This window comes from Pseudomonas weihenstephanensis, from assembly GCF_001043055.1.
GTDB classification, from domain to species: Bacteria; Pseudomonadota; Gammaproteobacteria; order Pseudomonadales; family Pseudomonadaceae; genus Aquipseudomonas; species Aquipseudomonas weihenstephanensis.
The window spans coordinates 1-23,887 of record NZ_JYLF01000007.1 but is presented as its reverse complement, the minus strand read 5'-3'; the positions used below and the strand labels follow the sequence as shown (position 1 = coordinate 23,887).

At 57.8% G+C, this 23,887-nt stretch carries 21 protein-coding genes, 1 tRNA gene and 1 pseudogene; 14 read left to right on the top strand and 9 right to left on the bottom strand.

What is annotated here, in order from left to right; all coding sequences use genetic code 11:
- Positions 1 to 52 precede the first annotated feature (52 nt).
- Positions 53 to 1,129, top strand: coding sequence for a DUF1615 domain-containing protein (locus tag TU86_RS16345; protein ID WP_048365539.1), 1,077 nt, complete (start codon positions 53 to 55; stop codon positions 1,127 to 1,129).
- Between the two features lie 6 nt (positions 1,130 to 1,135).
- Here the strand turns inward: TU86_RS16345 and TU86_RS16340 are convergent, their stop codons facing one another.
- Together TU86_RS16340 and TU86_RS16335 are read right to left on the bottom strand one after the other, a co-directional pair.
- A complete protein-coding gene (locus tag TU86_RS16340) occupies positions 1,136 to 1,360 on the bottom strand; it encodes a hypothetical protein (RefSeq protein WP_048365368.1) in 225 nt (74 codons plus the stop codon).
- A 155-nt stretch (positions 1,361 to 1,515) separates the two neighbouring features.
- Positions 1,516 to 2,862: an aminotransferase-like domain-containing protein gene (locus TU86_RS16335; protein ID WP_048365367.1), complete on the bottom strand. Its 1,347-nt coding sequence runs from the start codon at positions 2,860 to 2,862 to the stop codon at positions 1,516 to 1,518.
- 86 nt (positions 2,863 to 2,948) lie between these two features.
- On the opposite strand from TU86_RS16335, the gene TU86_RS16330 reads away from it, so the two are divergent.
- From TU86_RS16330 to TU86_RS16305, 6 genes are all read left to right on the top strand, one after another.
- Positions 2,949 to 3,914 (top strand): threonine dehydratase, encoded by a 966-nt coding sequence (locus tag TU86_RS16330; RefSeq protein WP_048365366.1) that lies wholly within the window; start codon positions 2,949 to 2,951, stop codon positions 3,912 to 3,914.
- Positions 3,915 to 3,990: 76 nt separating this feature from the next.
- Positions 3,991 to 4,392 (top strand): hypothetical protein, encoded by a 402-nt coding sequence (locus TU86_RS16325; protein ID WP_048365538.1) that lies wholly within the window; start codon positions 3,991 to 3,993, stop codon positions 4,390 to 4,392.
- A 119-nt stretch (positions 4,393 to 4,511) separates the two neighbouring features.
- Positions 4,512 to 4,844, top strand: coding sequence for a hypothetical protein (locus TU86_RS16320; RefSeq protein ID WP_048365365.1), 333 nt, complete (start codon positions 4,512 to 4,514; stop codon positions 4,842 to 4,844).
- Positions 4,845 to 4,941: 97 nt separating this feature from the next.
- Entirely contained in the window at positions 4,942 to 5,532 is a 591-nt protein-coding gene (locus tag TU86_RS16315; RefSeq protein WP_048365364.1) for a UPF0149 family protein, read from the top strand.
- The gene (locus tag TU86_RS16310; RefSeq protein WP_048365363.1) at positions 5,529 to 6,203 is read left to right on the top strand and encodes a hypothetical protein; all 675 of its coding nucleotides are present in this window, start codon (positions 5,529 to 5,531) and stop codon (positions 6,201 to 6,203) included. The genes TU86_RS16315 and TU86_RS16310 overlap by 4 nt, the downstream gene beginning before the upstream one ends.
- A 138-nt stretch (positions 6,204 to 6,341) precedes the next feature.
- A complete protein-coding gene (locus tag TU86_RS16305) occupies positions 6,342 to 7,193 on the top strand; it encodes a CAP domain-containing protein (RefSeq protein WP_048365362.1) in 852 nt (283 codons plus the stop codon).
- An 89-nt stretch (positions 7,194 to 7,282) separates the two neighbouring features.
- On the opposite strand, the gene mqo is transcribed toward TU86_RS16305, so the two are convergent.
- A complete protein-coding gene (gene mqo, locus TU86_RS16300; protein ID WP_048365361.1) occupies positions 7,283 to 8,932 on the bottom strand; it encodes a malate dehydrogenase (quinone) in 1,650 nt (549 codons plus the stop codon).
- A 651-nt stretch (positions 8,933 to 9,583) separates the two neighbouring features.
- On the opposite strand from mqo, the gene TU86_RS16295 reads away from it, so the two are divergent.
- The 3 genes from TU86_RS16295 to TU86_RS16285 all read left to right on the top strand — a co-directional run bounded on the left by TU86_RS16295 (position 9,584) and on the right by TU86_RS16285 (position 10,844).
- Positions 9,584 to 10,204 (top strand): hypothetical protein, encoded by a 621-nt coding sequence (locus TU86_RS16295; protein ID WP_048365360.1) that lies wholly within the window; start codon positions 9,584 to 9,586, stop codon positions 10,202 to 10,204.
- A 79-nt stretch (positions 10,205 to 10,283) separates the two neighbouring features.
- The gene (locus TU86_RS16290; protein ID WP_048365359.1) at positions 10,284 to 10,658 is read left to right on the top strand and encodes a hypothetical protein; all 375 of its coding nucleotides are present in this window, start codon (positions 10,284 to 10,286) and stop codon (positions 10,656 to 10,658) included.
- 3 nt (positions 10,659 to 10,661) lie between these two features.
- Complete coding sequence (locus TU86_RS16285; RefSeq protein ID WP_048365358.1) at positions 10,662 to 10,844, top strand: DUF1289 domain-containing protein; 183 nt, start codon at positions 10,662 to 10,664, stop codon at positions 10,842 to 10,844.
- A 52-nt stretch (positions 10,845 to 10,896) separates the two neighbouring features.
- On the opposite strand, the gene TU86_RS16280 is transcribed toward TU86_RS16285, so the two are convergent.
- Positions 10,897 to 12,276: an NAD(P)-binding domain-containing protein gene (locus TU86_RS16280; protein WP_048365357.1), complete on the bottom strand. Its 1,380-nt coding sequence runs from the start codon at positions 12,274 to 12,276 to the stop codon at positions 10,897 to 10,899.
- Between the two features lie 420 nt (positions 12,277 to 12,696).
- Entirely contained in the window at positions 12,697 to 14,889 is a 2,193-nt protein-coding gene (locus TU86_RS16275; protein ID WP_048365356.1) for a GAF domain-containing protein, read from the bottom strand.
- Positions 14,890 to 15,130: 241 nt separating this feature from the next.
- On the opposite strand from TU86_RS16275, the gene TU86_RS16270 reads away from it, so the two are divergent.
- Positions 15,131 to 15,601 carry a hypothetical protein gene (locus TU86_RS16270; RefSeq protein WP_048365355.1) on the top strand — a complete coding sequence of 157 codons (471 nt, stop codon included), beginning with the start codon at positions 15,131 to 15,133 and terminating at the stop codon, positions 15,599 to 15,601.
- 73 nt (positions 15,602 to 15,674) lie between these two features.
- Here TU86_RS16270 and TU86_RS16265 read toward each other — a convergent pair whose 3' ends face one another.
- The 3 genes from TU86_RS16265 to TU86_RS16255 all read right to left on the bottom strand — a co-directional run bounded on the left by TU86_RS16265 (position 15,675) and on the right by TU86_RS16255 (position 18,141).
- Positions 15,675 to 16,619, bottom strand: coding sequence for a hypothetical protein (locus TU86_RS16265; RefSeq protein ID WP_048365354.1), 945 nt, complete (start codon positions 16,617 to 16,619; stop codon positions 15,675 to 15,677).
- 184 nt (positions 16,620 to 16,803) lie between these two features.
- A tRNA-Asn gene (locus TU86_RS16260) sits at positions 16,804 to 16,879 on the bottom strand.
- A 65-nt stretch (positions 16,880 to 16,944) separates the two neighbouring features.
- Entirely contained in the window at positions 16,945 to 18,141 is a 1,197-nt protein-coding gene (locus TU86_RS16255) for an amino acid aminotransferase (RefSeq protein ID WP_048365353.1), read from the bottom strand.
- A 334-nt stretch (positions 18,142 to 18,475) separates the two neighbouring features.
- On the opposite strand from TU86_RS16255, the gene uvrB reads away from it, so the two are divergent.
- Positions 18,476 to 20,491, top strand: coding sequence for an excinuclease ABC subunit UvrB (uvrB, locus tag TU86_RS16250; RefSeq protein ID WP_048365352.1), 2,016 nt, complete (start codon positions 18,476 to 18,478; stop codon positions 20,489 to 20,491).
- A 136-nt stretch (positions 20,492 to 20,627) separates the two neighbouring features.
- Positions 20,628 to 21,779 carry an MFS transporter gene (locus tag TU86_RS16245; RefSeq protein WP_048365351.1) on the top strand — a complete coding sequence of 384 codons (1,152 nt, stop codon included), beginning with the start codon at positions 20,628 to 20,630 and terminating at the stop codon, positions 21,777 to 21,779.
- A gap of 78 nt (positions 21,780 to 21,857) precedes the next feature.
- On the opposite strand, the pseudogene TU86_RS16240 reads toward TU86_RS16245, so the two are convergent.
- A pseudogene (locus TU86_RS16240) lies at positions 21,858 to 23,597 on the bottom strand (TonB-dependent receptor family protein); the annotation flags it as partial.
- Between the two features lie 46 nt (positions 23,598 to 23,643).
- Between TU86_RS16240 and TU86_RS16235 the strand changes: the two are divergent.
- Positions 23,644 to 23,887: recombinase family protein (locus TU86_RS16235; RefSeq protein WP_048365350.1), on the top strand; the 244-nt coding region annotated here is incomplete at its 3' end.

Genomic DNA, 23,887 nt, shown 5'->3' with positions numbered 1-23,887 from the left:
TTTAGGGAGATAGTGCTTGGTGAATCGATTTAGCCTGCATTTTTTGTCACTGATGTCGTTAGCTGTAATTGCAGGCTGTAGCAGCCAGAGCACGCAGACAGGCCCCCACCTGACGCCTGAACAAACGCGGGCGCGAGTCGTGCAACTCATGCCGTCTACAGTCCCGGACCGTCAGGGGTGGGCAGCCGATATCCAGGTCGCCTTTGTTGCACAAGCACTGGCCCCTTCCGACGAGAACTTGTGCTCGGTACTGTCGGTTACCGAACAGGAGTCGACGTTTCAGGCCGATCCGCCCGTACCGGGGCTGGCGAAAATCGCCCGCACTGAAATCAACCGCCGCGCCAGCAAACTGCACATTCCCGAATTTCTGGTGCGCAGCGCGCTGAACATCACCTCACCGACAGGCAAAACCTACAACCAGCGCCTGGATGCGGCCCGTACCGAAGGCCAGTTAAGCGCCATTTTCGATGATTTCATTGGCATGGTGCCGCTGGGCAGCACGCTGTTTGGCAGCCTCAACCCGGTGCACACAGGCGGACCGATGCAAGTGAGCATCGCCTTTGCCGAGCAACACGCGCAGGAATACCCGTACCCGGTGGCACAGTCGATTCGTCACGAAGTGTTCACCCGGCGCGGCGGTGTGTATTTCGGCATCGCCCATTTGCTGGGTTACCCCGTCGATTACACCCAGTCGCTGTATCGCTTTGCTGACTTTAATGCGGGCTGGTACGCCAGTCGCAATGCGGCCTTTCAGGCTGCGGTGAGCCAGGTTTCAGGTTTACCGCTGGCGCTGGATGGTGATCTGACCATTCCGGGGTCCTACGCCGTGGGATCGACTGAGCGGGCCGTACGGCTGCTGGGTAAACAGCTGGGCCTCAATGACAATGCGATTCGGCGTCAACTGGAGAAAGGCGACAGCCTAGCGTTCAATGACACCGCTCTGTACCGGCAGGTCTTTGCGCTGGCGGACCGCCAACAAGGCACCCCGCTGCCCCGCGCCGTGCTGCCGGGCATTACGCTGCAAAGCCCAAAAATCACCCGCAACCTGACCACCGCCTGGTTTGCCAAACGGGTCGATGAACGGCGCCAGCGCTGTATGACACGTGCCGCGGCCGCTCCCCTCAAATAGCCTTGGTCACAACGTGTACTGCTTGAACAACTCTTCCTTGATGATCAGCAGTGCATCTTCGTAGTAGCGCTCGCCTCTTGCCTCGCTGAGCAATACCGAGCGCACGCTGCCTTCGCCGGTGCTGGGGGTGTGCTCGCAGGTCAGGTAAAACTCAGCGGTGTCGGGCTTGAATTCCAGGTAATAAAACAGCTCGCGACCTTCACGGTGCCAGTAACCAATTTCTCTGCGCATAAGGGCCTTGTGACGGATCAATTGCAAAGGTGACAACGGCTTGCGTAGCCGTTGCCGAAGGTAAGGTTCGATTGCGAAGCGATCGTAAACCCGATGACCGCGTTGTGCCAGATGCGCCAGATCACAGGGTGTTCGACCGCTGCGTGCCCTGCTGTTCAGCGGTGACTCAAGCGTGCAGCCACGCGATGCAGCGCCACACTCAGGCTTTGGGCATTGGGGGCTGCCGTCAAGCTGATGCGCACGGCATTGGCGGTGGTGGATTTAACCGCAAACACTTGCGCGGGCACCCCCTCTATACCTGCCGCACGCCACGTGTGCACCAGCGGTGTGTCACCGTCTGCCAGCTGGAGCCAGATGTGCGGCGATGGGCTGTGGGTTTGTTCCATCATCGGGCCCAACAGTTTTTTGGCTAACCGCCAACGCCGCGTGACTTCGCCGGTTTGCCACGCGACGCGCTGTTGCGCGATGCCTTGGCTGATCCAGTGACAACCAATCGCCAGATTGATGGACGAAAGCCCCCAGTGCGCCGATTGAGCGTGAGGATCAATGCGTGCAAGCAGATCGGGGCTGGCCGCGATCCAGCCCAAGCGCAAACCCGCGCCAACGGTCTTGGACAAGCTGCTAATCAATACACCCTGTTGCGCCAAGTAGTGGCACAGCGGCGGGCTGTGGGTCAGCGCACCGTACACGTCATCTTCAATCACCGTGACCCCGTGATGCAGGGCAATCCGGGCAATCGCCTGTTTGCGTTCAACACTCATCACCGCGGAGGTGGGGTTTTGCAGCGTGGGCGTGAGTACGGCAATGCGCGCTCCGGTGGCGCGAATCATGCGGTCAAAGTCCTCCGGGACGATGCCTTGCTGATCAAGCAGTACGCCGTGCATCGGCAAGCGCAATTGCGCACACGCCGCTTTTATTCCCGGCGCGGTAAAGGCTTCGACCAACACCGGCTCGCCCGCCTGACACAGCGACAGCAACACGGTAAACAGACCCTGCTGCGCGCCGGTACACAACATGATGTGCTCAACGGGCAGTTGCAGGCCGCGCGCGGTGAGCCACGCTGCACCTTGTGCTCGCGCCATCAACAGATCGTCAGCGCTCAAATACCCTTGTAAACGCGTGGCCTGACCCGTTTCGAGCAGCCATGACAGCGCGTGGGCATCCTCTTCGCTGGCGTGATTGATCGCCGGCACGTTGGTGCGTAAGTCCAGACGCTCGGGCTGAGCGTCGGCATGCTGCAATTTGAACAACGTGGCTTCTTTGCTGCCGGCCAGTACATAAGTGCCGCGCCCCACTTCACCCGACACCAGATGACGCCGCGCCGCTTCGCGATAGGCTTGCAGGGTGGTGCTGGGGTTCCAGCCCAATGCCCAGGCCAAACGTCGTTGCGGCGGCAAACGCTCGCCGGCGGCTAACTCGCCAGTGGCAATGGCTTGGGTCATTGCATCGACCAACGCCAGATAACGCGGCTGCTGGGGGTCAATCAGGGTGGGCATCCACATTTATTGTCGGCCATGCAATATAAGGATCGGCCCATACAATGCTTCGTGCCTAGAATCGAGTCAAATCTTCGATAACGGTGCCCGCCATGTTTGATTTGAATGCTCTTCGCCTCGCTGCGCATACCGTTCACCAAAGCATTGCCCCCACCCCACAACTGGCCTGGCCGTTATTGGCTGAGCAGTTGGGCTTAACGGTGTGGGTCAAACACGAAAATCACACCCCGACCGGCGCTTTCAAAGTGCGCGGCGGGTTGCTGTATGTGCAGGGTTTACTGGCGCGCGAACCCGCCACGACCGGCCTGGTGACGGCTACACGCGGCAATCACGGGCAAAGCCTGGCACTGGCGGCGCGGCACATGGGCCTGACCATCAGCATCGTGGTGCCTGACGGTAATTCGCGGGAGAAGAACGCCGCCATGCGGGCCTTGGGGGCCAACGTGATCGAATTCGGCAAGGACTTTGACGAAGCCCGCGCCGAAGCCGCGGCACTGGCTGAGCGCCATCTGCTTCATCTGGTACCGGCGTTTCACCCTGACTTGATTCGCGGTGTCGCCACCTATGCGCTGGAACTGTTTGAAGCCGTGGCTGACTTGCACACCGTGTATGTGCCCATCGGCATGGGATCGGGCATTTGCGGGCTGATCCAGACCCGCGATCTGCTGGGGCTAAACACCGAAATAGTGGGCGTGGTGTCCCAGCATGCCGATGCATTTGCGCAAAGTGTCGAGCAAGGTCAGGTGGTGTGTACCGACACCGCCCACACGTTCGCCGACGGCCTGGCCTGCCGTCAGCCATTGCCTGAAGCGTTGGCGATCATTGCTCGCGGCGCAGCGCGAATCATCCGGGTGTCTGACCGCGAGATTGCGCAGGCGATACGCGTCTGTCATCAAACCACCCACAACACGGCAGAAGGCGCCGGAGCAGCCGCGCTGGCGGGCTTGATCAAAGAACAGTCGCAGCAACAAGGTCGGCGCGTGGCTGTCATTTTGAGCGGTGCCAATATCGATCGGCAGTTGTATGCAGGGATTTTGAGTGAAGGTTTCGATGCCTGAGCCATGACCCGCAGGCCACTGCTGCCGCGTAATCAGGCGCTCGGCAAAGCACCTCAATCTGGCTATGCTCAATGGCATGACTCCACCTTTAGCCATCCGCCAACCTTGCCCACCGGGTGTTTGCATCTGCGAGCGCGAACAGTTGCTGGCCGAAGTTGGCGCAGACCTGCGCATTCTCAAGCTCAACCGTCAGGCTGAAAAAGAGTTGTTGGAGCGTCTGGAAAATGTGCAAAGCCTGGATGAACTCGAACACTTACGCCGCCGTCTACAAGAACAGCTGGGGATTATGCTGACCCTGGAACCCGGCTTTAATGAGGTGAGGACCATGCGCGGCATCGCCATACGGCTGGCCGATCAACCCGGGCTGTGCCGAAAAACCCGTCAAACAATCCCCGCGGCCATCCGTCGTGCCCTGGAAAGACGTCCTGAGATTGCTTATAGACTGCTCGATGACCACGACTTGCTGCGCGACACCTAAATCGCTATTCGATACTCATTCACAAAAAAACCGTTATTTGCCCTGTGCTGGAAGATTTAACTTGCCTATGTGTCAACGCTGAAATATAAGCCCGTCTTTCACATTAATAGAGTCATCCCATGAGCACCGGATTCACCGAGGACGAAATGCGCAGAGCACTCGGCCTTGATACACCCACACCCCCTGCTACCCCTGCATCCAAGCCTGAACCCCAATTGCCTGAAATCGCCCCTCAGCCCGTCAAGGCTGCTGAGCGCGCGCCTGTAAAACGCAGAGGTCCGGTATTGCGCGTCACGATGAACGTGAGCAAAGAATACGATGGCGAAGTGACCCAGTTCATTCACGACTCGAAATCCCTGAGCCGTTTCGATGCTGAGCAGGAAGCCAAAAAAGCCTTGGCCAAAGCCAGGTTCAAATATTACGAATTGGTCTCGATCGTTAAAGTCGACTGAGCCATTCGGCACGCGCACTGGATTAACGCTGCCTCAAGCGCCATCCTGCGCGCCCTTTCAAAGCGCAACCCACCGCGCCCGGCACAGGAAACCGTCCATGCAAGTTCAACCCTTGAACGCTGCCGACTTCACGCTTATCGAAGACACGCTGCTCAAACACGGCAACGACCATAGCGTCCTCAATCCCAGTGAGCTCGACGGCTATTTCACGGCTCTGGTTTCAGGGCCCAAACACGTAGAGATCGAGGCGTGGTTCCCGGCGATCTGGGGCGGGCAGCATCCTGACTGGGAAAGCCCCGAAGAAGCCCGCCAGTTCTTCGACCTGTGCGTGCGCCACATCAACACGCTGGCACGCCAACTGGCTGAAGAGCCGCACGCGTTTGTGCCGCGTTGCGAGCAGACCGAACACCAGGGCCACACCGTGACCCTGGCCGAAGAGTGGTGTTTCGGCTACTTGCGCGGGGTGCAGGTTGCCAACTGGCCGCCTCTGCCTACCCCGCAGGCAGAATTACTGGGCGCCATTTCTGACTGCGCCGAACAAGACAACTTTGAACTGCCGGCCGATCTGGACGTCGCCTCTCACCAACAACAGGTCGCTGAACTGGCTCCGGCGGTGAGCGCCTTGCATGACTATTGGCTGAGCCAGCGTGCCCCAACACTTCACGCCCCGCAGATAAAGGCCCCATGACGCTTCTTACTCACTTTGATACGCCGGTCAGTGAACCGATCAGTAGCCAGATTTTGCAACGGGTCGTGGACCAGCTTACCGAGCTGAGCATGATGGAAATCACGCCGAGCAACCCGCTGTACAACCTTTACCAGTACGCCATCGGCTACGAAGTGCACTTATACCTGCAAGCGCTGGACGGCACTAAAGGAATAAGTGTGGAGCTGATCGTCGCGACCGATGCTCAAGCCCCGGATACCGTGACCGGCTTCGCCCTGTACCTGCCGGTCAAGGATGATCCTCAGGCCTGCGGTATCGCGTACATGGCCGCCAGCACCCCTGCCGTCACGCAAGCCATGGTGCAGCAGGTCATTGCACGTTACCCGCACACCGAACTCACGTGCAGTGTGCGCAACGTGGAGCAATACGAAGCGATGGGCTTTCAAGTACTAGGCTCCCGTGGCCCACGTGTGCTGATGAACACCCGCGATCATTGCACGGACGGGCTGATGGCCGTGCTGGATGTGTCGGCGGTCTACAGCTCTACCGAGGTGCGACAGATTCACACGTACCTGCTCAATCGCAACGGTAAAAAAGCGATGGTGGAGGCCGAAAAAAAGCGTGATCGCCAGATCGATCTATTGACGCTCAAAGCCCGCACTTTCGTGGCCGAACGGCTGGGGCACGCGTAACTGCTCCCTGCTCAGGCGCGTGTCATCGCGCCTGAGTGTTGGCTCATGCGTCAGTGACGCCATAAAAGCCAATCTCCCCTTGCCTGTACCCACGCCACATACCGCATCATGTGCGCATTCCGTTCAGAGGCATTGCTCATGCGCGTTCACTTCACACTTACCCGTTTGGCAGTACTCACTCTGGGGCTGGGGCTGGCCGTCCCGGCTATGGCCAGTGAAACGTCGCAGCTGGCCGAGTTGATCAATACGTATCGCAGTCAAAGTCAGAATTGCGCGGGCCAGGTGTCTCTGGAGTTACCACCGCTCGCCGTTGATCCACGCCTGATCCTGCCCTCCAACAGTTTTGGCGACCTGCAACAAGCCCTGAGCCGCGCTGCATATCCGTTGGTCAACGTGCAGGCCATCAGCCTGTCTGGCCCCAGAGATGCTCAGGCCGCAATGAAAGCCGTGCAAGAGAGCTTCTGCAAAGTGGTGCTCGACCCGCAATTTGTCGACATCGGTATCAGCCGCGATCAGCGGGAATGGAGAATTGTGCTGGCGCGCCCATTGCTGACCGCTCGCCTGGGCGATTGGCAGGTCGAAGGGCAAAAGGTACTGGACCTGATCAACACCGCACGCACTCAGCCTCGTCAATGCGGCACCCAAGCATTTACCGCCGCTGAGGCATTAACCTGGAATGCCACACTGGCAACCGCTGCCCAATCTCACTCACGAGACATGGCCAATAACAATTACCTTGATCACAAGGATCGTAATGGCGGCACACCCGGTGATCGCGCTGAGCTAGCGGGCTTTATCGGTCAGCAGATCGGTGAAAACATTGCCGCCGGGCAAGACACCCCGAACAAGGTCGTAGAGGGTTGGCTGGCCAGCCCCGGCCATTGTGCGAACCTGATGAACGCGCAATTTCGTGAGCTGGGTGCGGCCTATGCCGTCGACCCTAAAAGTGATGCCGCCATTTACTGGACGGCCGTGTTCGGTACGCAGTGAGTGGGCGCACGGTCAAAAGAAGAGAAGGTGTAGCGAGGGCGTAACGAAAACAGTAGCCCCGCCCAACATCGTTGGGCGGGGCTGCTTTTTTACAGGGCCATGTCAGCCGCTGGGTTGCTTGGCGCAGGTGTAGCCGGCGCTTGAGCAGGTGCTTGTGGTGCTGCGGTTGCCGCCGGAATAGCCGGTGGCGGCGTCAGTTGCAGGGTTTCGGCCGTGTAGGCCCATTCCTGTGCAACGCGCTCTGGCGAGCCGTTCAGCTTGGTGCCGTAGCTCGGCACGATCTGGTGCAGCTTGGCTTGCCATTCAGGTGTGGCAACCTTGTCCTTGAACACGGTTTCCAGCACGGTCAGCATGATCGGTGCCGCGGTGGATGCACCAGGCGAAGCGCCCAACAGGCCGGCAATGCTGCCATCTTTGGCGCTGACGATCTCGGTGCCCAGTTTCAGCACGCCGCCTTTCTCTTCGTCACGCTTGATGATCTGTACGCGCTGACCGGCTTGCCACAGGCGCCAGTCTTCAGACTTGGCATTCGGGAAGTATTCTTTCAGGGCGTTGAAACGGTCTTCGTCCGACAGCATCAGCTGACCGGCCAGGTACTCAACCAGCGGGTATTGTTCGATACCGACTTTGGTCATTGGCCAGAAGTTGTGCGTGGTGGTGCTGGTCAGCAGGTCGAAGTAGGAGCCTTCTTTCAAGAACTTGGTCGAGAAAGTCGCGAATGGGCCAAACAGGATCACGCGCTTGCCATCCAGCACACGGGTGTCCAGGTGTGGCACCGACATCGGTGGCGCGCCAACCGAAGCCTTACCGTACGCTTTGGCCAAGTGTTGCTGGGCCACCGTCGGGTTATCGGTCACCAGGAACGAACCACCCACCGGGAAGCCTGCATATTCCTGAGCTTCAGGAATGCCGGACTTTTGCAGCAAGTGCAGTGCACCGCCGCCCGCGCCGATGAACACGAACTTGGCGTCGGTCTGGGACTCAGTACCGTCTTTGAGGTTTTTGTACACCACGCGCCAGCTGCCATCTTCGTTGCGCTTGATGTCTTTGACTTCGCTCGACAGCTTCAACGAAAAGTTAGGCTGTGCCTGCAAATGAGCGGCGAACTGGCGTGTGATTTCGCCGAAGTTCACGTCAGTGCCGATCGGCGACCAGGTGGCTGCGATTTTCTGGTTCGGGTCACGCCCTTCCATCATCAGCGGTACCCACTTCTTGATCTGAACCGGGTCTTCGGAGTACTGCATACCAGCGAACAATGGGCTGGCCTGCAGTGCTTCGTAGCGCTTCTTCAGGAACTTGATGTTGTCATCGCCCCACACAAAGCTCATGTGCGGTGTGGAGTTGATGAACGAACGCGGGTTCTTCAGAACACCGTTCTTGACCTGCCAGGACCAGAACTGACGGGAAATCTGAAAGGCTTCATTGATTTCAATGGCTTTCGGGATTTCAACGTTGCCGTTCTTGTCTTCCGGGGTGTAGTTCAGTTCAGCCAGCGCCGAGTGACCTGTACCCGCGTTGTTCCAGCCGTTGGAGCTTTCCAGCGCCACACCGTCGAGACGTTCAATCATCTCCATCGAGGTGCCGGGTTCCAGTTCATTGAGCCATACGCCCAATGTGGCACTCATGATGCCGCCGCCGATCAGCAAGACATCGACCTGTTTGGTCTCGGCTGCGTGCACGGAGGTTAACCCCATGGTCAGCGCAAGGCCCAATAGGCCCTTGTTCATTTTTTTTAACATGTTGGAGTACCTAAGATAAAACATCATCTACCCGGCACGCGGTTCATGAGCGATTTCGACTCATCACAGGCGGTCTGCCTGTAATCGAGCCCTCAGGCCTGGAACGGGTAGATCGATAAAGGCCTATGCACACTATAGACCTCACGTTTATGTACCTTGGGTGCTGATCTCTTATTAATTATTGGCTTCAGCTACTTGGGTGACATGTATGTGGTGTGTCAGCTATCAGTGAACGCGGCCAACAGCAGAGTGAATCTGCCCAGCTCCTTCACGCCCACTGACCTTTTCGCGATTCCCTTGCCATCTGACCGCCCCGCGGTTTCCTCCCAGAAACCTGCGTGAACCTATCCATCCGGGGGTGGCCAGCCTCAAAACCGCGACATTCTACCTCAGGTAGCCCTTGAGACGAAAACGCATCTTTTCGCGTTTTTTGTCACGGCTGAATCGATTGCGAGCGTGATTTGGCGCAGGGTTGCCTGCGTGATTCAACGTCAATGACTGATCAGTCACGCCCCCGACCTTGGGCGCGATGCTTTGGCGGCATCAAACTGTCTGCCCACTGTTCAACTGCAGTGTCTGCAAAGGGCTTTTTTAACCCGCGAGCAAGCGGTAGCATTGCGCCACTTATCTGCCCCCTTCAAGGAATGAACTGTGCGCCTCAACGGCCCCTTCGCAGTATTACCCCTGCTGTTCGTCGCCACCTGCGCAGTGGCGAGCGCCGAAAAAGACAGAGTGTTCGTAGAGTCGCGCTGGTATGAACTGGACGACATCAAAGCGTACGTGAAGCACCACTCCCCCAAAGAAGTGAACTGGGTGTTTCCCTCTACACGGCGCTACATACTTGAAGGCCAGGGCGTACATTCAACGCATTTGCCCGAAGTCGAGTTAAGCGAGCAAAACAAACAGGTCGGCAGCCGCAAAGGGTTTACCCAATACCCCGACAAACCGATGAACCTTAGTGCAGAGCTGGACAAAGCCTGTATGGCTGCCTTCAAGGTCACACTGGTTTATATCGGTGGGCGAAGTGCCCCCTTTGGCCCGGTCAACAAAAAACTGCCCTATGAAGTCGTGGGCATCCAGAGCCACGTCATGGCACAAGCCCCGCTCGACACTTACCACAGCCGCAAACGCAAAATCATTGCGCAAAAACCGCCCACCTCCAACGCACTGCTGTGCTCTGTGTACAAAATTCCGAAGAAAAATGGCCGTGTGTATTACGAAACCATGGTGGTGCTGACCGCCAGGGCCGCCTACGGCACGGGCAAGTGGTAACGCATTATTTCCCGTGACCGGGCGTGATGTTTGCGTATGATGGCCGGCTTTCAAGCACCGCCAGCCAACAGGAACCTGCATGCCGCCCAACAAACGTAATCAGTCACAGGTTGAACAGCGCCTGATTAAAGCCCTGACCAAAGCCTGTGAAACCGCCAAAAAGCACATCGAAGGGTTTGTATGGCTGACCCACGCGGCCGATTACGAAACCTTCCCTGCCGGCTTCAAAGTGGTGTGGGTTTTCGACACGCAAGACAACAAAGACTTCGCACTGGCTGATGGCGCCGCCGGCTACATGGTCGACCTGACAGAAAAGGCGCTGAAAAACGCCGATGTCAAAGTGCGCAATGTGGCCACCTACGTGTATTACGACTCAGAAGAAGAATGCCAGCGCACCGACTCGGGTAATTGGCCGCAACGCATGGCGCGCAAGGGCGCCAATCGGAAAAAATAAGCCGTGGCCAAGGACATTGAAAACCCGTGTGTGGCCACGTGCCAGTTGAGCGGCGATGTGTGCGTCAGCTGCGGGCGCAACAAAGCAGACATCAGGGCCTGGCGGCGCATGAAGCGGCCTGAAAAAATGGCCGCGGTACAACGCGCCACCGCGCGCCTGAAAAGCCTGCAAAAAAAGAAAGGTTAAACCGTGCCTGGCGCTTTAAGGCGCCAGATGGCGCGTCGTTCAATCGCCCAAATCAGCGCTGATGCAACGCATTAACGTCACCTTTGCCCGACGTTTCGCGCAGGTACTCTTGCATCGAATCATCCAATGCCTGTAACCAGCGCGTGTGATGCGGCACTGCTGCCGTACCCGTCATGACAGAGCGGTAGGATTTATCGCGATAGCCCATGATGTCCCGCTTCTTGTCAGCCTTCCATTTGAGGAATATCTGATTTACGGCGTCGATATCAAAGGCGGGATAGTCCGTGTGCTCAATCAAGTGCCTGATGTACTCACCTTGAAACTCGTACATCGACGCGGTGGATTGCAGCCCCTCTTCAACCTCACGCCAGCGCGCACTGTCAGCCTGCATCTCGGTTTTTTCAGGCAACGTGATGCGGCCCAGGATGCAGTCGCGCACAAACCAGGCCTGCGCGTCGAACAAGTTGAAGCTGTACCACAAGTCCTGCATGCCCAGGTAAATCAACTGCGGGTTGCGCTCCCAAATCACTCCCTTGTACAGCCCGAGCGGCCACAGACGATTACCTGTTTTGAGCGTCAGTTCATCCGCTAAAAAGCTAAAATGGTGCTGATACCCGGTGCACAGGATGATGGCATCCACCCGCTTGCTGGACCCGTCGGCAAAATACGCGATGTTGCCCTCAACCTTGCGCAGTAACGGGCGCTCCTCCCAACCCTTGGGCCATGTGTAGCCCATAGGCTGCGAACGGTAGGTACTGGTGATGGAGCGGGCACCGTATTTGTAACACTGCGAACCAATGTCTTCGGCCGAGTAACTGCTACCCACGATCAGCAAATCCTTGCCTTTGAATTCAGTGGCTTCGCGAAAGTCGTGGGCATGCAGAATGCGCCCCGAAAAACGCTCAAAACCAGAAAATTCGGGCACCTGAGGCGTTGAAAAATGGCCACTGGCGACAATCACGTAATCGAACGTCTCAGTCGTGCTCAGACCTTGGGCATAGTCATGCGCCGTGAGGCTGAACTGGCGCAAAGCCGGTTCAAAGGTGACGCTTTTGACCACCGTTTTGAAACGAATTAAATCACGCACACCCGCCTTTTTGACGCGCCCTTGAATGTAGTCCCATAGCACTTCGCGAGGAGGATATGAAGAAATTGGGCGCCCAAAATGCTCATCAAAGCTGTAATCCGCAAACTCTAAACACTCCTTGGGGCCGTTGGACCACAGGTAGCGGTACATGCTGCCGTGCACCGGCTCGCCGTGCTCATCCACCCCGGTGCGCCACGTGTAATTCCACATGCCACCCCAATCGGCCTGTTTCTCAAAGCACACCACATGCGGCATGGGTGCGCCTTGCTCATGGGCGGATTGAAAGGCACGCAGCTGCGCCAGTCCGGCAGGGCCGGCCCCAATGATTGCGACACGAATAGACATCGAATTCCCTCAACAAATTGAACACTGAACAACGCAAACCCCTGATGCGAGCCCCGTAAAAATGGCGCTGGCAGGGTAAAAATTCAGGCGATCAAACTGAAGGTGGAGGCACCGCGCGGCAGCGTTTGCCTGTTACAAGGGCGTCACGCAACGAAGTAGGTGGCAGGTGAAAACGCGTGGCCAGCGAATGACAAAAAGTGGTCACTAACACAGGCAGCGCCGAATGACGGGAGGGCCTTGTTCCATCGCTGCGTTGCGCAGGATGAAGGCCTAGAGAGTCAAAGATACGTGTGGTCTCATGCATCGGGCTTGGTTAGCCTCTTATTGGGTTATGGATTCCTTTTTAGCTATAACGGATGAAGATAGGGATTACAAGTTTGAAGTACTTTTCGTACATCTGGGGCGCCGATAAACATGGAGTCAGCCTTTGAAGGTTATCTTTTCTAAAAGCCGTGAAATTTGTTCGATTGAGTAGGGTTTAGGCAAAAACTCGAAGCCCTCGTAGCCACTCAGCGCCAGCTCTTCGCTGTAACCGGACGCCAAAATGATCGGCAGATCCTGTCGCCGCTTGCGCAGCTCCTTGGCCATCGCCACACCCGTCATGCCGGGCATCACCACATCAGAAAACACTGCATCAAATGTCATCGCATCAGGCCCGACCATGCGCAAAGCCTCTTCGGCATGGGTGGCCCAAGCCGTCTCGTAACCCAGATCCTGCAAGATCTGGCTCGCGAAATGCCCCACTTCCAGGTTGTCTTCAACAATCAACACCCGGGGCTTGTTTTCGGGATGCGTCAACAAGGCAGGTGCGCCCGCCTCATGCTCACGTTCGCTGCGATCCTCTGCATCGGCCAGCGGCAGGTACAGCGTAAAGACCGTGCCCTGGTCGATCACGCTCGTGACGTCAACGTTGCCGCCCGATTGCTTGGCAAACCCGAAGACCTGCGACAAACCCAGCCCGGTGCCCTTGCCCACTGCTTTGGTGGTAAAAAACGGCTCGAAGATTTGGCTCAGCATCCGGCTCGACATGCCGCAGCCGGTGTCCGCCAATGAAATGGCCACGAAACGCTCGTTGGAGCCTGCATGCCCGCGGATCGTCGGCAATGCGGCGCTTTCGGTGAGACGAAGCACCAACGTGCCTTGCCCCGCCATGGCATCACGCGCGTTGAGCGCCATATTGATCAGCGCCGTTTCAAACTGACTGCCGTCCGCGCGGATGTAACAGGCCCCTTGCGGCAAGTCGACCACCACCTTGATCCGCGCGCCGGTCATGGTGTCCAGTATGTCGCCGATGTTCTGGATACGCTGACCGGCATCAAACACCTGCGGGTTCAGCGGCTGGCGACGGGCAAACGCCAATAGCTGACTGGTCAGCTTACTGGCGCGCTCAACCGTGTCAGACACCGCATTTACGTAGCGCGCCCGGCGCTCATCCGAGAGGTGCGGCATGCGTAGAAAATCCACAGAGGAGCGAATGATCGTCAACAGGTTATTGAAGTCGTGAGCCACGCCTCCGGTGAGCTGACCGATCGCTTCAAGCTTTTGCGACTGATGCAGGGCCGCTTCGATCTGGAGCAAACGCGCGCTGCGCTCCTGCACCCGCTCCTCCAGTGTGGTATTGAGCTGCGCCAGCTCAAGCAACCCCTCGCGCACCGAAGCGTCAGCCCTGGCGCGCTCGATATGCGCCCACGAACGCTCCGTCACCTCACGCAACAACGCCAACTCATGGGCTGACCACTGACGGGGTGACCGATCATGAATGGCCATTAAAGCGGTTAAGCGCCCACCCTTGATTAAAGGCAAACAGATCGTCGCTTTCACGCCCAGCGCGGTAAAACTGGCAGCATCTTGCGCCGAAAACTCTTTCACCACGTCATTGATGACCAGCGGCTTACCCGCCTGCAATTGAGAGGCGGCCTGCTGACCAAAATCAGCCAGACTGTACTGGCCGACGATGGTCGTGGCGCCCTCTGACAGCCAGTTGTCGCGAATAAAGAAGGCATCCTGGTCCGCTTCCATTTCGGCATACGCACAGTGCGTGACGTGTAAATGCTGCGCCAGCATCTGCATGGTCGTGGCCAGGATCTCCTGCGCATCTGTGGCGTTGGCCACCGCATGGCCAATGCCGTCCAGTACAGCCAGACGCTGCGTCATATACACAGTGGCAGTGGTTTCGGTCACCGTATCCAGCATGCCGACGACCGCGCCATGCGAGTCGCGGATCGGGCTGTAGCAAAAGGTGAAATACGCCCGCTCAGGCTGCTGGCTGCGCTCAATCATCAGCGAGAAGTTTTCGATATACGTCGCTTCACCGGCAAATGCAGCGTCGGCGATTGCGCTGATTTCACTCCAGGCTTCTTTCCAGACCTCATTGAACGGTCGGCCCAGCGCCTCAGGCTTACTCCCAAGAATGGGCACAAAAGCATCGTTGTAGAGGGTGATTAAATCCTCGCCCCACACAATTGACTGCGGAAAATGTGAGGCCAACATCAATGCCACGCTGGTTTTCAACACGTCCGGCCAATCAGCCAGCGGGCCAAGCGGCGTGCTGGCCCAATCATACTGTCTGATTCGCCCAACCATTGCGCCATCGTGTTGAAGCCAGTCAGTCATAACGCCTTTACCCTGATTACTGCCATTAATCGTTGAATCGCCGACGATGATAAGTCAGGCACAAAAAAACTGCCCGACAAAGCCATCAGGCAAGCTCTCACTCTTTGTCACACATTAGACACAACACGACCGAGTCTCAGGTTCTACTGCGCGGGCTTGCGGGCTAACATGCCGCGCTGCGACTCATGGCCATCGGCCGTTAGCGATCTGAGTCAACATTGATGAACAGAGGGATTGAACGGTGAAAATTGTATTTGTGCTGCTGCTAAGCGCGCTCTCCATGCTGGCCCAGGCAGCTGACATCGGTGAGTCGTTGACGCCCTGGACGCTGAACGACCAATACGATCAGCCCTACACCCTGAACGAGCAAACCCGCATTCTGCTGGTGGCGCGCAACATGGATGGCGCCAAGCTGGTCAAAGCGGCGCTCAAAGACCAACCCAAAGGCTATCTGGAAGCGCGCAATGCGGTGTTTCTGGCCGATGTGCATGGCATGCCTTCGTTGATCGGCAAATGGTTTGCCATTCCAGCCATGCAAAAATACACCTACCGCGTAGTGCTGGACCGTGATGGCAGCATTGCCGCTCAGTACCCCGGCGCAGAAGACCAAGTGCTGTGGCTGCAACTGCAAGGCAGCACAGTGGTGTCACAACACACCTTCACCAGCGCTGAGCAATTGCAAAAAGCACTGCAAGACACGCCAGCCCAGTAAGCGACTGACTGCCCAGTTCAAAAAAAAGCCGCCAAACCCTGTGGATTTGGCGGCGTTTAGGTCGGGCCGTGTTTTAACCTTGCTTCAGTTCAAAACCACGCCCATTCCAGCTGTAACTTTCAACGGTTTCAATGCTCGGGCAGCAACGAGGGTCATCCGGCCCACTGCTCAGTGTCGTTACAGAGACACGCTGCACACCACCCGGCGTGATATCGGTCGCAGCGCCTGACACTGCCGAATGCCCCTGATACTCCCAGCCCGCACCCGAGTGGTAAAAACCCGCCAGGCTCTGGAAAGAGCCATTGCCGCCACCTTGCCCCTCAATCGTAAACAGCACCACCGCATCCGGCTGGCCGTCGCCATTGAGGTCCATGTAAATCACCTGGCGACCTTCGGTGTACTCAGCGCCACCGTCCTGAGTGGTGAGCGTAGAGGTCAGCTCCTCGATTGCCATTTGCAGCACATGATCGACCTGACCGGCGACAGGTGCGGCAACGGTGGGCGCAGCGATTACCGGCGCAGTTGCATCAGCCGTTGGCGCGTACTTGGCCGCACCTTTTTCCGTCAGGCTAAGGCCCTGCTTTTTGCCCTTGGCCACGAACTCGGCCATCAGCGCGCCTTGCATCTCTTTAAGGTCCTGCTCCGAGAACTCCATCATGCCTTTGCCGCTAAACGGTTGGGCGTCACCCAGAAACCAGCGTGAGAAAAACCCGGGGCGCACCGACTCCAGCTTGTCGATCAATTGCTCGGTTCTTTGCTCAACCAGGTCAGTCCAGAGCGGGCCAGCCTCTTTGCCCAACGACTCGACCAAGGCGTCATCTTGAGCCAGCCACCCGGCTTTGACTTGCTCCAGCAGCATGATGTTGTAGTCGATGGTTTTACTCACACAACTGTTCGTGAAGTTGCCCATGCACTCCTGGCGCAAAGCATCACGGGCCATCGAAATCTTGACGTCGCTGTAAACACCGCAGCCTGACAACAGAACGGTCAAACCAACCACACAACCTATGCGTTTCAAGGTGCTCTCCTTAACGCTCAGAAAAGCCTGAGCGACACTCCATTTATTCTGGGCACGGGGCCGCAGCCCGGTTTATCGGCAGACGGCAGCAAGGCTTGAGAACAGACAACCGAAGAGGCACCCCACCCGCTCGACAAATCGCGGGCAAAAAAAAGCCGCTATTGCTAGCGGCTTTTTTTGTATCTGGCTCCACGACCTGGACTCGAACCAGGGACCCAATGATTAACAGTCATTTGCTCTACCAACTGAGCTATCGCGGAATGGCGTCTATCTTACTGATATAAAAAGAGAAGTCAACACTTTGGATGACCTCTCTGTGGATTATTCAGATGACCTGAACAATCGCATCGGTAACGGCTTCAATGTTGCGCTGATTCAACGAAGCCACGCAGATTCGGCCGGTGTCGAGCGCGTAAATACCGAACTCGGCACGCAAGCGCGTCACTTGCTCAACGCTCAGGCCCGAGTACGAGAACATGCCGCGCTGACGCGCTACAAAGCTGAAATCATGCTCAGGGGCTTTTTTGGCCAGCAGCTCGACCATTTGCAGGCGCATGCCACGAATACGCAGGCGCATTTCGGCCAGTTCTTGTTCCCACATCGCGCGCAATTGCGGGCTGTTGAGCACCGCGGCCACAATGCTTGCGCCGTGAGTGGGCGGGTTGGAATAGTTGGTGCGGATCACACGCTTGACCTGAGACAGCACGCGCGCGCTCTCGTCTTTCGATTGCGTGATGATCGACAGTGCACCCACACGCTCGCCGTACAGCGAGAACGACTTGGAGAACGAGCTGGATACAAAGAAGCTCAAGCCCGATTCGGCAAACAGACGCACGGCCGAGGCGTCTTCTGCGATGCCATCGCCAAAGCCCTGATATGCCATGTCCAGGAACGGGATCAGCCCTTTGGCCTTTACCACGTCCAGTACGTTCTGCCAGTCGGCCGGGGTCAGGTCAACGCCGGTCGGGTTGTGGCAGCAGGCGTGCAGCACAACGATAGAACCGGCTGGCAACGCGTTCAGGTCTTCGAGCATGCCCGCACGATTTACATCGTGGGTCGCGGCATCGTAATAACGATAGTTGTGGACCGGGAAGCCTGCGGTTTCAAACAGGGCGCGATGGTTTTCCCAGCTTGGATCGCTGATCGCGACCACAGCACCGGGTTGCAGTTGCTTGAGGAAGTCTGCGCCGATTTTCAGCGCGCCGGTGCCGCCAACCGCTTGGGTGGTGATGACACGGCCAGCAGCCAGTAAAGGCGACTCGGCGCCAAACAGCAGCGTTTGAACCGCCTGGTCGTAAGCCGCAATGCCATCAATGGGCAAGTAACCGCGCGAGGCATGCTGGGCAACGCGAATCGTCTCGGCTTCAATAACGGCACGCAAGAGCGGAATTCGTCCCTCTTCGTTGCAGTAAACACCGACCCCCAGATTCACTTTGCTGGTACGGGTATCGGCGTTGAATGCTTCGTTGAGGCCCAGGATAGGATCGCGGGGTGCCATTTCGACAGCGGAGAACAGGCTCATTATTACGGCGGCTCTGAATAAGGAATGGAGGGGGTGACAACGCTCCAGCCGATTGCACTAGAGCGGTGCACAAACGGGGAGCAAGTATAAGCGCGATCAGGATTCGGGCAACAGCCGATTCCCGGATTTGCCCAAGTATTTCAGTTTATTTACCGGCCACTGGTCTAATTGCAATCTTGATCCAAATAGCCGCGTCAGACGCACGCCTTGAAACAGTCGGCCACCAGCACCATATTTACCCGTATCCTGTTTTTTCCTGCGGCTTGCGTCGTGTGCAGTCTTTCTCGCGACTCTGAGGTCCATGCCTTTATAGACGCGCAACCAGAGGTCAGATATGTCCGATTTTCAGCTCGTTACCCGCTTTGAGCCGGCAGGCGACCAACCCGAAGCCATTCGCCAATTGATCGAAGGCATCGAGGCCGGTTTGTCGCACCAGACCCTGCTCGGGGTAACCGGGTCGGGCAAGACCTTCAGCATTGCCAATGTGATCGCGCACGTAAACCGTCCCACATTGGTGCTCGCGCCAAACAAAACCCTGGCCGCGCAGCTGTATGGCGAGTTCAAGTCGTTCTTTCCCAATAACGCGGTCGAATACTTCGTCTCCTATTACGACTACTACCAGCCCGAAGCCTATGTGCCCTCCTCCGATACGTTCATCGAGAAGGATGCGTCGATCAACGACCATATTGAGCAGATGCGACTTTCGGCGACCAAAGCGCTGCTGGAGCGCAAAGACGCGATCATCGTCACCACGGTGTCGTGCATCTACGGCTTGGGCAGCCCCGAAACGTATTTAAAGATGGTGTTGCACATCGATCGCGGCGACAAACTCGACCAGCGTGAATTGCTGCGCCGTTTGGCTGACCTGCAATACACCCGTAACGACATGGATTTTGCCCGCGCCACCTTCCGTGTACGCGGCGACGTGATCGACATCTATCCGGCCGAGTCCGACCTGGAAGCCGTGCGCATCGAACTGTTCGACGATGAAGTCGAAAGCATCAGTGCGTTCGACCCGCTGACCGGCGAAGTGATTCGCAAAATGCCACGCTTCACCTTCTACCCCAAGAGCCACTACGTCACACCGCGCGAAACCCTGCTCGATGCGGTGGAGGGCATCAAGGTGGAACTCAAGGAGCGCCTCGATTACCTGCGCGCCAACAACAAACTGGTGGAAGCCCAACGACTGGAGCAGCGCACCCGCTTCGATCTGGAAATGATCATGGAGCTGGGCTACTGCAACGGCATCGAAAACTACTCGCGCTACCTCTCGGGCCGCGACTCGGGTGCCGCACCGCCCACCCTGTTTGACTACCTGCCGGCCGATGCGCTGCTGGTGATTGATGAATCCCACGTCAGCGTGCCGCAAGTCGGTGCGATGTATAAAGGCGACCGTTCACGCAAGGAAACGTTGGTGGAATACGGCTTCCGCCTGCCTTCGGCGCTGGATAACCGGCCCATGCGTTTCGACGAATGGGAACGCATCAGCCCGCAAACCATTTTCGTCTCCGCCACCCCCGGCAACTACGAGGCCGAGCACGCGGGTCGGGTGGTTGAACAAGTGGTGCGCCCCACCGGCCTGGTAGACCCGCAAATTGAAATCCGTCCGGCGCTGACCCAAGTCGACGACCTGCTGTCAGAGATCGGTAAACGTGTCGCGCTGGGCGAGCGGGTATTGGTCACCACCTTGACCAAACGCATGTCTGAAGACCTGAGCGATTACCTGGCCGACCACGGCGTGCGCGTGCGCTATCTGCACTCCGACATCGACACCGTGGAGCGGGTCGAAATCATCCGCGACTTGCGCCTGGGGGTGTTTGACGTGCTGGTGGGCATCAACTTGCTGCGCGAAGGTCTGGACATGCCAGAAGTGTCACTGGTAGCCATTCTTGACGCTGACAAGGAAGGTTTCTTGCGCTCCGAACGCTCACTGATCCAGACCATTGGCCGAGCCGCACGTAACCTCAATGGCCGGGCGATTTTGTACGCGGACCGCATCACCGGGTCGATGGAACGCGCAATCGGCGAAACCGAACGACGCCGGGAAAAACAGATCGCCTTCAACCTGGCCAATGGCATTACGCCAAAAGGCGTGTTCAAGGACGTGGCCGACATTATGGAAGGCGCCACCGTGCCGGGTTCGCGCAGCAAGAAGCGCAAAGGCATGGCCAAGGCCGCCGAAGAAAACGCCAAGTACGAAAACGAACTGCGTTCACCGAGCGAAATCAGCAAACGCATTCGCCAGCTGGAAGAAAAGATGTACGCACTGGCCCGCGATCTGGAGTTCGAAGCGGCGGCACAAATGCGCGACGAAATTGGCAAACTGCGCGAGCGCTTGTTACAGGTTTAACCCTTGATCTGTAGTCGCTGCCGCAGGCTGCGATACTGTCCATCGCAGCCTGCGGCAGCGACTACAGAGAGTCTCCCCCCCGCACATTCTCTTCGAACATCACCGCGTACAGCACCCTCGAACGACAAGGAAGCCCATGACTGCCGCCAACACCCAAAAGCCCTTTGTGCCGGGCCGGCTCGAACAGAGCTCGACCCGCATTGCCTTCTTTATTGCCGGGTTCGGTCTGGCCGCCTGGGCACCGTTGGTGCCTTATGCCAAAGCCCGTGCCGGGCTGGATGAGGCCACGCTTGGGCTGTTGCTGTTGTGCCTAGGCGCAGGCTCGATTCTGGCGATGCCGATTGCGGGCCTGCTGGCCACGCGGTTTGGCTGTCGCAAAGTCACCATTGGCGGCACGCTGCTGATTTGTCTGGCCTTGCCGCTGCTGGCCACCGCCAGCAGTATTCCCTTATTGATTGCCACGCTGTTTATTTTTGGTGCCGGGCTGGGCGGGGTCGACTCCACGGTCAACCTGCAAGCCGTCATCGTCGAGCGCGCCAGTGGGCGCAACATGATGTCGGGCTTTCATGGCCTGTTCAGTGTCGGCGGGATTGCCGGTGCTGCGGGGGTCAGCGCTTTGCTCGCGCTGGGTTTGTCGCCACTGTGGGCGATTGCAGTGGTGATTGTGCTCATCCTCGGCGCACTGGCCAAAGCCGCCCCGCACCTGCTGCCTTATGGCAGTGAAAGCAGCGGCCCGGCCTTTGCCATCCCCCACGGCGTGGTGCTGTTTATCGGTGCACTGTGCTTTATCGTGTTTTTGGCCGAAGGCGCGATGCTCGACTGGAGCGCGGTGTTTTTAACCACTGAAAAAAGCATGGGTGATGCCTATGCCGGGCTTGGCTACGCGGCGTTTGCCTTGACCATGACTGCCGGGCGCTTGTTCGGTGACACTGTGGTCAAGCGCCTGGGGCCGACACGCGTGATTGTGATGGGCGGATTATTCGCCGCGCTGGGGATGGGGCTGGCCACGCTGGCGCCGGGCTGGGAAGTGGCGCTGCTCGGTTATGCACTGGTCGGGGCGGGATGCTCAAACATTGTGCCGGTGCTGTACTCCGCCGTGGGCAAGCAAACCGTGATGCCCGAGCACATTGCCGTGCCAGCCATCACGACCCTGGGTTACGCAGGCATTCTGGCAGGCCCGGCCGCTATCGGCTTTATCGCGCATGCCAGCAGCTTGAGTGCCGCGTTCCTGTTGATCACCGCCCTGCTGATGGCCGTGGCCATCAGCGGACGCATTTTGCGGGTTTAACTGCACATCCCCCGTAGGCGCTGACGATCGCTACCGCGCACGGCTGGTCAGCGCCTGCGCTACCCGGCACTCGGCGGGTTAAAAACCGACGCTGGCCTGCACGAAGAACGTACGCGGTTCACCCAGGTACAACCCTGAGTTGTTGTCGCTGGAACGGGTGAAGTACTCCTGGTTGAACAGGTTTTTGATCCCCGCTCCGACTTTCAGGTTTGACGCTTCTGGCCCGAAGTCATAGCCCACGCGCGTGGTCCACGTTGCATAACCATGAATGTCGCCGTACTGGCCGTCTGCGGTCGGCTCAGTGATGTACACTCCGCCCGTTCCCGGTGCGCGCTGCTTGGACTGGGCAAACATGTCCACGTTGTAGGTCCAGCGATTGACCGCGTAACGCAGCCCCAGGTTGACCACCTGGCGCGAATACAACGGCAAGTCACGGCCTTTGAAGTTCAAAATGTCGCCTTCAGAAGTGGCCTTGGTGTAGGTAAAACCTGCATTGGCGGTCAAGCCGTCAAGGCGCGGGTCCAGGCTTGCCAAGTCGTAGTGAATCGAGGTTTCCAGCCCTTGGTGTTTGGTCGCGCCCAGGTTGGTCCAGCCGATGTCGTTGCTGATGTATTGCAGTTCATCGGCAAAGTCGATGTAGAACAACGTGACTTCACCGCCCCACACGCCATTGTCATAGCGCGTGCCCAACTCATAGGTCTTGGCTTTTTCAGGTCGCAAACCGGCGGCGGTCTGATCGCCGGTGCCGCCCTGCCCCAACTGGAAATACTGCAAGCTGCCAAACGAGGTTTCGTAGTTGGCAAACAGCTTCCAGGCGTCCGAGAGGTGGTACATCACGCTCAACGCCGGTAACGCTTCGTTGCTGTCGATGCTGCGGTTCTTTTCCTGCACCGGCTTGCCTTTGGCGTCCAACACCGGGCGGTCGTGCCATTGCGTACTGATGCGCTCAAAGCGAATGCCGGGGGTCACGGTCCAGTTACCTACATCAATTTTGTCGTCGATGTAGAACGAGTTAGCCTCCGTGCCACCGGTACGGTCCTGATACACATGTCCGTCGCCTTTTGGCCCCACCACGGGCACGTTGTTGACCAACTGAAGTTGGCTGGCCTGCTCATGCATGGCTTCTTTGAGGTAGCGATAACCGACTCCGACTTCCTGCGTAACCGGCCCCAGCGTAAACACATGGGACAGCCGCGGTTCGATGCCGTAGGTGTGATAGTTGCGCGGATACGAGGCCAGCGTTTCAAGGTTGCGCGCGGCAATGTTGCTGCCACGAAAACTGTCGGTGTAATAGGTCAGCACTTCAAACTGGGTCTGATCGTCAATCTGGCGCAGGTACTTGAAGGACACGTCCTTGCGCCGTCCGCTGAAACCGTCATAGTCGCGCACTGACTGATACGGGTCGGCATCAAATTGCTTGTGCGTCAGACCGCCAGGCATGTCAGCGGTCGCATCGTAATAGTGAAAATTGAGGCTGAAATCGTCTTGATCGGTCGGGGCCCAGTGGGTTTTGAGCAACACGTCGTCAATGTCGTTGTCATTATTGCGCGCGCGGTAACCATCGCCCTTGACGCCGGAGTACAACAGCGCGGCACCGATGCCGTTGTCTGCCGTGCCGCCCAAAAAGGCCGTTTCCATGTGCTTCCAACCGCCGCGCTCGGAGGTTTCAAGCGTGGTGCCGACTTCACCCTGGAACGTCTCGGGAATGGCGCGAGTCACAAAGTTGATCACACCGCCCACGTTCTGCGGCCCGTAACGCACCGAACCGGCGCCACGCACCACATCAATGCTGTCCAGATTACCCGCCGACCACGGTAAGCTATTTTCTAATAAAATGAGATAGAACCTACCCGGAGCCGATTCAATGCCCAAGGCATACGCATACGTCAGATGGTCAACCGCCTCGCAAGGCGAAGAAGGCCGAGACAGCCACGACCGTCAAACCACCCCACTCCAAGCATTTACAGAGGTCACAGGCGTCCCCGTGGTCGAAACCGTTATCGACAAGGGGATCAGTGCATTCCGTGGTGCAAACGCCCGGATCGGCCAGTTAAAAGGGTTGTTGGACAGGATAGAGAGTGGAGAAATTGAGCATGGCGACTACATCA

What these genes read in the sequence shown, in the direction of transcription:
- TU86_RS16325 (WP_048365538.1), top strand. Translation starts at nt 3,991, where the DNA reads ATGACTCCACCTTTAGCCATCCGCCAACCTTGCCCACCGGGTGTTTGC.
- TU86_RS16320 (WP_048365365.1), top strand. Translation starts at nt 4,512, where the DNA reads ATGAGCACCGGATTCACCGAGGACGAAATGCGCAGAGCACTCGGCCTT.
- TU86_RS16255 (WP_048365353.1), bottom strand. Translation starts at nt 18,141, where the DNA reads ATGAGCCTGTTCTCCGCTGTCGAAATGGCACCCCGCGATCCTATCCTG.
- TU86_RS16290 (WP_048365359.1), top strand. Translation starts at nt 10,284, where the DNA reads ATGCCGCCCAACAAACGTAATCAGTCACAGGTTGAACAGCGCCTGATT.
- TU86_RS16280 (WP_048365357.1), bottom strand. Translation starts at nt 12,276, where the DNA reads ATGTCTATTCGTGTCGCAATCATTGGGGCCGGCCCTGCCGGACTGGCG.
- TU86_RS16315 (WP_048365364.1), top strand. Translation starts at nt 4,942, where the DNA reads ATGCAAGTTCAACCCTTGAACGCTGCCGACTTCACGCTTATCGAAGAC.
- TU86_RS16335 (WP_048365367.1), bottom strand. Translation starts at nt 2,862, where the DNA reads ATGTGGATGCCCACCCTGATTGACCCCCAGCAGCCGCGTTATCTGGCG.
- TU86_RS16345 (WP_048365539.1), top strand. Translation starts at nt 53, where the DNA reads ATGTCGTTAGCTGTAATTGCAGGCTGTAGCAGCCAGAGCACGCAGACA.
- TU86_RS16330 (WP_048365366.1), top strand. Translation starts at nt 2,949, where the DNA reads ATGTTTGATTTGAATGCTCTTCGCCTCGCTGCGCATACCGTTCACCAA.
- mqo (WP_048365361.1), bottom strand. Translation starts at nt 8,932, where the DNA reads ATGTTAAAAAAAATGAACAAGGGCCTATTGGGCCTTGCGCTGACCATG.
- TU86_RS16305 (WP_048365362.1), top strand. Translation starts at nt 6,342, where the DNA reads ATGCGCGTTCACTTCACACTTACCCGTTTGGCAGTACTCACTCTGGGG.
- TU86_RS16245 (WP_048365351.1), top strand. Translation starts at nt 20,628, where the DNA reads ATGACTGCCGCCAACACCCAAAAGCCCTTTGTGCCGGGCCGGCTCGAA.
- uvrB (WP_048365352.1), top strand. Translation starts at nt 18,476, where the DNA reads ATGTCCGATTTTCAGCTCGTTACCCGCTTTGAGCCGGCAGGCGACCAA.
- TU86_RS16310 (WP_048365363.1), top strand. Translation starts at nt 5,529, where the DNA reads ATGACGCTTCTTACTCACTTTGATACGCCGGTCAGTGAACCGATCAGT.
- TU86_RS16275 (WP_048365356.1), bottom strand. Translation starts at nt 14,889, where the DNA reads ATGACTGACTGGCTTCAACACGATGGCGCAATGGTTGGGCGAATCAGA.
- TU86_RS16340 (WP_048365368.1), bottom strand. Translation starts at nt 1,360, where the DNA reads ATGCGCAGAGAAATTGGTTACTGGCACCGTGAAGGTCGCGAGCTGTTT.